Source organism: Iodobacter sp. BJB302, assembly GCF_002735645.1.
Taxonomy (GTDB): domain Bacteria; phylum Pseudomonadota; class Gammaproteobacteria; order Burkholderiales; family Chitinibacteraceae; genus Iodobacter.
In genome coordinates, this window is sequence record NZ_PDZG01000120.1 from 1 (window position 1) to 6773 (window position 6773).

3 protein-coding genes and 2 pseudogenes are annotated in these 6773 nt (G+C 44.5%); 2 read left to right on the forward strand and 3 right to left on the reverse strand.

The features are described 5' to 3' along the window. Positions 1-182: 182 nt before the first annotated feature. A pseudogene (locus CSQ88_RS23520) lies at positions 183-390 on the forward strand (integrase core domain-containing protein); the annotation flags it as partial. Positions 391-633: 243 nt separating this feature from the next. Here CSQ88_RS23520 and CSQ88_RS21545 read toward each other — a convergent pair. The 3 genes and pseudogenes from CSQ88_RS21545 to CSQ88_RS21555 form a co-directional block, all read right to left on the reverse strand. Next, a pseudogene (locus tag CSQ88_RS21545) lies at positions 634-1673 on the reverse strand (IS481 family transposase). Between the two features lie 309 nt (positions 1674-1982). Continuing rightward, entirely contained in the window at positions 1983-4961 is a 2979-nt protein-coding gene (locus CSQ88_RS21550; RefSeq protein WP_099400118.1) for an ATP-binding protein, read from the reverse strand. A gap of 570 nt (positions 4962-5531) precedes the next feature. After that, complete coding sequence (locus CSQ88_RS21555; RefSeq protein WP_099400119.1) at positions 5532-6281, reverse strand: IS5 family transposase; 750 nt, start codon at positions 6279-6281, stop codon at positions 5532-5534. Between the two features lie 134 nt (positions 6282-6415). Between CSQ88_RS21555 and CSQ88_RS21560 the strand changes: the two genes are divergently transcribed. Next, positions 6416-6694: a hypothetical protein gene (locus CSQ88_RS21560; protein WP_099400120.1), complete on the forward strand. Its 279-nt coding sequence runs from the start codon at positions 6416-6418 to the stop codon at positions 6692-6694. The last annotated feature ends 79 nt before the right edge of the window (positions 6695-6773 follow it).

Sequence of the window (6773 nt, forward strand, 5' to 3'; positions counted from 1 at the left end):
AGTAGTCAGATATTCGAATCGAATCTTCCAAATGTGCAGCTCTGCTCGCCATACTTCATGATTAATGAAAAAAAGAAATTATCTATCAATTATCCATCATTTGACTATAAAGTGAACAGCATTGGGACACCCGTCCATATTTTTGGGGTGCTTTTATGTCCAAGTACACAACGCAGTTCAATATTCAGCCTGGCAATCCACAGCAAAATGCATATATTGAGCGCTTGTAATCATACAGTGCGTTATGAATGGCTGGTTTGCGATGATTTTGAAAGCCTTGCCGAAGTGCAAGAAACTGCAACGCAATGGCTTTGAACTTACAATAACGAGCGCCCGCATATGGGATTGGGCGGCATCACCCCGAAACAAAAACTAGTATTACATGCCTGACCTCTTCATTTAAGTGAGCTTAAAAATGGGGAGATTACCTCTGGTATCAGGGCCAGAGCGTTAAATCCGCTTTACAAACAAGCAGATATTGAGGATAAGACAGGCTATATTGAGCGTTTGGTGAACAAGCGCTCTGGATCAGTTGCAGAATCGACGGGCTTAGGGCCGTTTCACGTCAAATAAAGTGTAGAAGTTCAGACTTGATCTGACAGCCCCCATTTTGATTTGGGCCGGATTGTCAGATTAGTTTAGATTGTCGACCTTCTCCTTCCAGAGCGATTTGCCTTCTAACAAAGTTTGCAGCGATGTCCGGCCGCAGCACATTTTCCCTTGATGCGTACGCTGGCGGTTGTAGTATCCAGCCATGCATCTAAATCCGTTTGCAGCTCGTCCAGTGACTGATACAGCTTACGCCTGAAGGTCACTTGGTAAAACTCTTGCAGAATCGTTTTATGGAAGCGCTCGCAAATACCGTTCGTTTGCGGATGACGAACCTTGGTCTTGGTGTGCTCAATCTCATTAATCGCCAAGTACAGCTGGTAATCGTGCGTTTCGGCTTTGCCGCAATACTCCGTGCCACAGTCGGTCAGAATACGCAGCATCCCCATTTTCTGTTCAGCAAAGAACGGCAGTACTTGGTCATTGTGTAAATCAGCCGCTGTGATTGGCGTCTTAGTCGTATACAGCTTGGCAAAGGCCACTTTGCTATAGGTATCGACAAAGGTCTGTTGGTAAATGCGCCCCACACCTTTGATCGTACCGACGTAAAACGTGTCCTGTAAGCCCAGATAACCTGGATGAGCCGTGTCAATTTCACCATGTACGACATCGTTATCCTGCTTGCGCTCCAGTGCCGCAACTTGAGCCTCACTCAGTATGGTTTGCTGTTCAGCAACCTGCTTCTCCAGTGCCTGCAAACGCTGTTTGAACGACGCCAAATCATGCCTGAGCCAGATTGAACGCACACCAGAGGCAGAGATAAAAACACCGCGCAGCCTAAGTTCGTTGCTGGTGCGTACTTGTCCATGTGCGGGCTGTTCAGTGGCATAGGCAATGACAGCAGATTCTATTGCCTCAGCGACTCGGTTCTTGGGATTGGGTTTGTGGCGATTGGAGTCGAAGAGTGCTTCGACACCACCGTCTTCAACCGCATGTTGATAGCGATAAAATGTATCGCGCGACAGCCCCATCATTTTGCAGGCTTTGGATACGTTGCCCAGTTCGGTGGCGAGATTGAGCAAGCCGATTTTGTGCTTGATGAAGTTTTGGTTTAGATTAGCCATGGGGTTACTCCTGCGCTTGCACGCTGTTTTGAATAAAAATTCGCACCTCTATCAAAACGGGTAACCCCACCTACTGGCAAGGCCTACTGTCAGATCAAGTCTGAACTTCTACAAATAAAGTCGCAACATTCTTCAATACGGCCTTTTCTCATGGGCTCACTTGGGTCGGATGAACGCCGTACTCCAAGGCGATTTCATTCACTGTTTTGTTGGATCCACTATACCGGAAGGCATCTCTAAATAATGACTATCGCCAGAGCCTACTGTTGGTAAGGCATATTTAATGCGCTGGCCCTGCCTTTTGTGTGATTATTTGAATAACTGCAAGGCATCTGCGATGTGTTCACTTATGCTTGGCCAAGCTTGACTAAAGGTTTTTAAGTTACCTGCTTTTACGCAGATTTCCAGTTCTATACAGGTCTTCAGAAGGGCATCTAACCCTGCTAATCCAAGACCGCCTTGGAGTTGATGCAATTCGAGAGCTAGCCCTATAGCATCCTCTTCTTGCAGGGCCGAATGTATTCGCTTAATTGATTTTAAGCTAGCTTCCTGCAACGCAACAAAAACATGAGGGGCAAGAGGCTGTCGCTCGGCAAGATCGTGAAGCTTTACTTGTTTGGTTGTGTTCTTTGAAATGTGTTGGCGCATGGCCCGTGACAGACTGCTTAAGCTTAAAGGCTTGAGCAGCAAGGCATCTATTCCTGCTTCTAAGCAGGCTTGGTGTTCTTCTTCTCCGGCGTAGGCTGTCATGCCCACGATGGGGATTTTGGCTCCTTGTTCCCGCAGGCAGCGGGCCAAGTCTAGTCCTCCCATTTCTGGCATGGATAAGTCAGTAAGGATTAAGTCATAATGGGCTTCTGAATAGGCAGCCAAGGCTTCACGCCCAGAAGCCACTATATCCGCAGCAAAACCTAACATGCTTAGCTGGTCATATAGCAATGCCTGACTAGCAGGATGATCTTCGGCTACCAAGATGCTTAATAATGATGCTACAACGGACGTAGGTTCCTGTAGTATCGGTTGCATTGTCTCTCGATGGGGGGGGCTAAATGCCTCGCATGGAGGAGCATGTACACTTAAGCTAAAGATACTTCCTCGCCCCGGTTCACTTTGTACGCATATCTCCCCCTTCATGAGCTGTGCTAGACGTAGGCATAGAGCAAGACCTAGCCCGCTGCCGCCAAAACTGTGCTGAATGCTTGCATCTGCCTGCACAAAAGGATTGAATAGAATTTGCAATTCATCGGCGGAAATACCAATGCCAGTATCGGCCACACTCAATACATGCTGCTGAGTGCTTTCATCAAAATAAAAAGTAATCGTGATTTTACCTGCGTGTGTAAATTTCAAAGCATTACTGAGTAAATTAGCAAGGATTTGGCGCACGCGCTCGCCATCAATCCAGTAATGGCCTAGTGCATTTTGTGCGATTTCATAGGTAAGGGTTATTTTTTTTGCGGTGGCAAGCGGTTCAAATAAACTTGCTAATTCTCGCACAATATTGCTCAAGGCATAGCATTGAGGGGATAAATGCATTTGATGTGCTTCGACTTTTGAGAAGTCAAGAACAGTATTTAATAAATCAAGTAGTGATTTGCTTGCATTACGACTCGCCGCTAATTGTTTTTGAGCCTCTTCAGGTAATGGCTGATAAGCCATTAGTTCTAAATTACCCAATATTGCATTTAAGGGAGTCCTTATTTCATGACTTATGTTGGCTAAAAAATCTGATTTCAGCTTGCTGGCTTGCTCTGCATATTGCCTTGCTGCTTTTAGCCTAGTTTCAATTTCAAATTGCTCGGTAATGTCTTCCATGCAGCATAAAATAACATCCTCATTGTTATAGCGTTGAAGTTCAAAGGAACACTTAAAATTTATCTTTGAGTCCGTGTCGTTTTCTGGTAAGATTATGTAATTATTTTGTTTTGAAGTGGTTTCTTTTTCTTTCCAGGCTGTAAAGAGCACTTGCCACAGTTCTTCATGAGCATGTCTGTACGCATAGCTAGTAATGCAATCGTTAGCCATTATTAAATCGCCAGTTTTTTCATGGATTAGACATATTCCTATCGGCATGTTTTGCATGATAACTTGAGATAGTTTTTGGCTTTCAGCGGCCTGCTTCGCTCGATGATAAATCGGTTGCGCAAAACGCTTATGGAGAAACAAAACAAAAAACCAAAAGCTGAATAATATAAACACCATATAAAAGATTAACTTAAGCAAAGTTTGGCCACGTGCAATGAGAAAACTATGCCAGTCATAGGAATATACTAGGCTCCATCCTTGATTTCCAATGGAGGTAGATAATTGAATTTGACCAAGTTCAATGCTTTCTTGTATTTCATTTTTTTTTTGCTGAGGTATCTGAGTATTGTTATTTAGTTTGCTCCATGCTGATGGGCTAGAGTTCTCTTCTGATTTCAATTCGTTAAGGACATCTCTCCCTTTTGAGTCAAGTAATTTGAAATTACCATCGTGCTTTTCCCGCTGTAGGGTTTGTTTAAGCAAATCCGCTGAAATGATGCGGCCCATAATTAAAAATACGTTATCTTTTTCAAACGCAGGCATCCATAGCTCTAGCCCGCCAACACGCAGAGATAAATCTCCTTCAAAGGGCATCCATATGCTCTGCCTTGATTTTTTTAGTTCGTTTTTCTTTACTGGGTCTTTTAATTGTGGCAGCTGAGGAGCCAAGTGTTTGATTAAATCATAGGTTTTTATATTTGAAACCTTTCTTAGCTCTTGAGGAGAGGGGGCTGGCCAAGTTCCTAAAAAAGAGTAGTCAGGAGAAAAAAATACACCGGTTGTTTCTGTGATTAATTGTGAGTTCGTAGTGCGTACGGCCCCAGAATAAATAGATATATAGGTTAAAAAATCAAGTAAACCTTGATTTAATTTTTGGCTTTCATTATCTGCTAGTACCCAGAGATTGCAGCCGTAAGCAAAATCAGAAAATATGATTGTGTCGCCTTTGCTGTGGCATTTTGTTTTTGTATTTAAAGGAAAGGGGGGCGTGACAGCAGTAAACCTCTCCGCCAATAATACATTGGTGAGTAGATTCGTTTCTCGACGCTGAACCTCATATTTTAAAAGATACTTTCCGTTAATCAATGTTGAGCGGGCTTGGTCCATGTAATTGTCAATGGTCCATTTCGTCTCTAGAATGACTAAAATGATTAGAAGTAAGCTAAAACAACCGCCGCCAATAAAAACGGCAATGCTGTAATACTTTCCCAGTAGTTCTAGTGCGAGACTATTTCGTTGCTTTTTGCGTTCTATTAAGTCCAATTTCAGCTCCTTGTAAGGTGGTTTTTTTCAGGCAGGCTGGGTACTTGTGATGTTCTTTTAATGGGAGGCTTGAATACCTCGCAGAGCTTCACTATTAAACTCGAACCTTCCAAAAAACCGGTTTTCCGCTTGGTTTCTTGTAGGCCTGCACAGAAATATGTGTTCTTAATTGAATTGCCCCTCCCCAAGTAGCTTGCTACTTTTAGGTAGCACAACTTCTAAAAGTTCATTTCTTTTAACTTAGCTAAATACTCCATAATTTCTAGTGCGAATTCGGCGTGCGCCTAACTAATCCAGATTGCTACACCATAGCACCAAATACATGCGAATCTTGGCTGGGTGTTGCTGACATTCAGACAGCCGTTTTTTAGCCTTTATGTTGAGTCTGGTGGCGGTAATCGTTGGTGTTAAACAATGTTTTGCTCTCTGCTTTAATCATGCGGTAATTGTCAAAGTAGTTGAGATGTTTTTACGATCTAAGCGACCTGTAATTCCTCGCTTGTTTTAGGCTCAATAGCCCGGTCCGGGTTCAACACTGAAATACTGACCCGCCTAGGGTCTGTTGACGTTTCACATAGGCAACCATAAAAATGCACAAGCCATGGCAATAACGCTTTCGTAATTCCGTTTTAATTTATCGTATCGGAATGCCACAGCTCGATAATGTTTCAGTCGCGCAAAGGCATTCTCGACCAAATGTCGGTAGCAATACAGCCCTCGATCCAGATCGGTATTCCCTTTGATTGAATTACGTTTTCTGGGAATCACTGATCGCGCACCCTGTGCCTTAATCTGCTGCCGGATAGACTCGCTATCATATCCCTTGTCTGCGATGATCACTTCGGCTGAAGGCAATTGGGCGACTAACTGAGGGGCAGCAGTACAATCGTTGATTTCGCCGCCAGTAATTTCAAATGCGATTGGCAAACCGTAAGCATCCACTGCCAAGTGAATTTTGCTGGTATTTCCAGCGCGGCTTTTGCCGATGGCTTCTGATTGATCGCTTGCAGCACCCGCGCTGTGTTGGTGAGCCTTTGCATAACTCCCATCGAGGAATACCCACTCGAAATCAGGATCGACCAGTAAGGCTTTGAAAATATTGAGCCATTTCCCCGCCGCAGACCAAGCATTAAAGCGTTTATAAACCGAATTCCATTCGCCAAAAGCACTGGGTAAATCCCGCCATGGGCAGCCGACGCGCATGCGGTAGAGCATTCCTTCGACGGTAATTCGTAAATCGGGCTTGTTGTAAATGGCGTGTTGAAGCAGAATCTTTTTTAGCTTCGACCAAAGCTCGTTACTGAGCATTAATCGGGGCATCGCAAACCCGCAGGATAAATGGTGTAGGAACCTCCATTCTACGGGTTTGCACCTACTTCTGCACATCTTCTCGTTTGAAACGTCAACAGACCCTAGCCGCATAAAGGCTTTGCCAGTCTGGATGAAGCAAGGCAATGGGTCAGCGCTTTGTGGATTGGTACAGCCATACGCACCGACACAGCGGCATTCAATTCGTCACGCCATCACAACGGTATCAAGGGCAGGACAAAGCATTATTAGAAAAACGCCATGCCGTCTACCATGCCGCCCGCTTGGCGCGTCCGGAACGGTGGCGTAATGCGACGCGAAACTGGAGCTGGCAAGATGAAGTGCAATTGAACCTGGATCGGGCTATTGAGCCTAAAACCCCCTATGTCAGACTAGTTGTCGCCTCTGAATTTTCATGGGCTTGAAAAAAACATAGGCTTCATCATGCAAAAAATTACGTATTCTGACGACTTTAAACACCAAGCATTGAGCAAGGTTTATCAG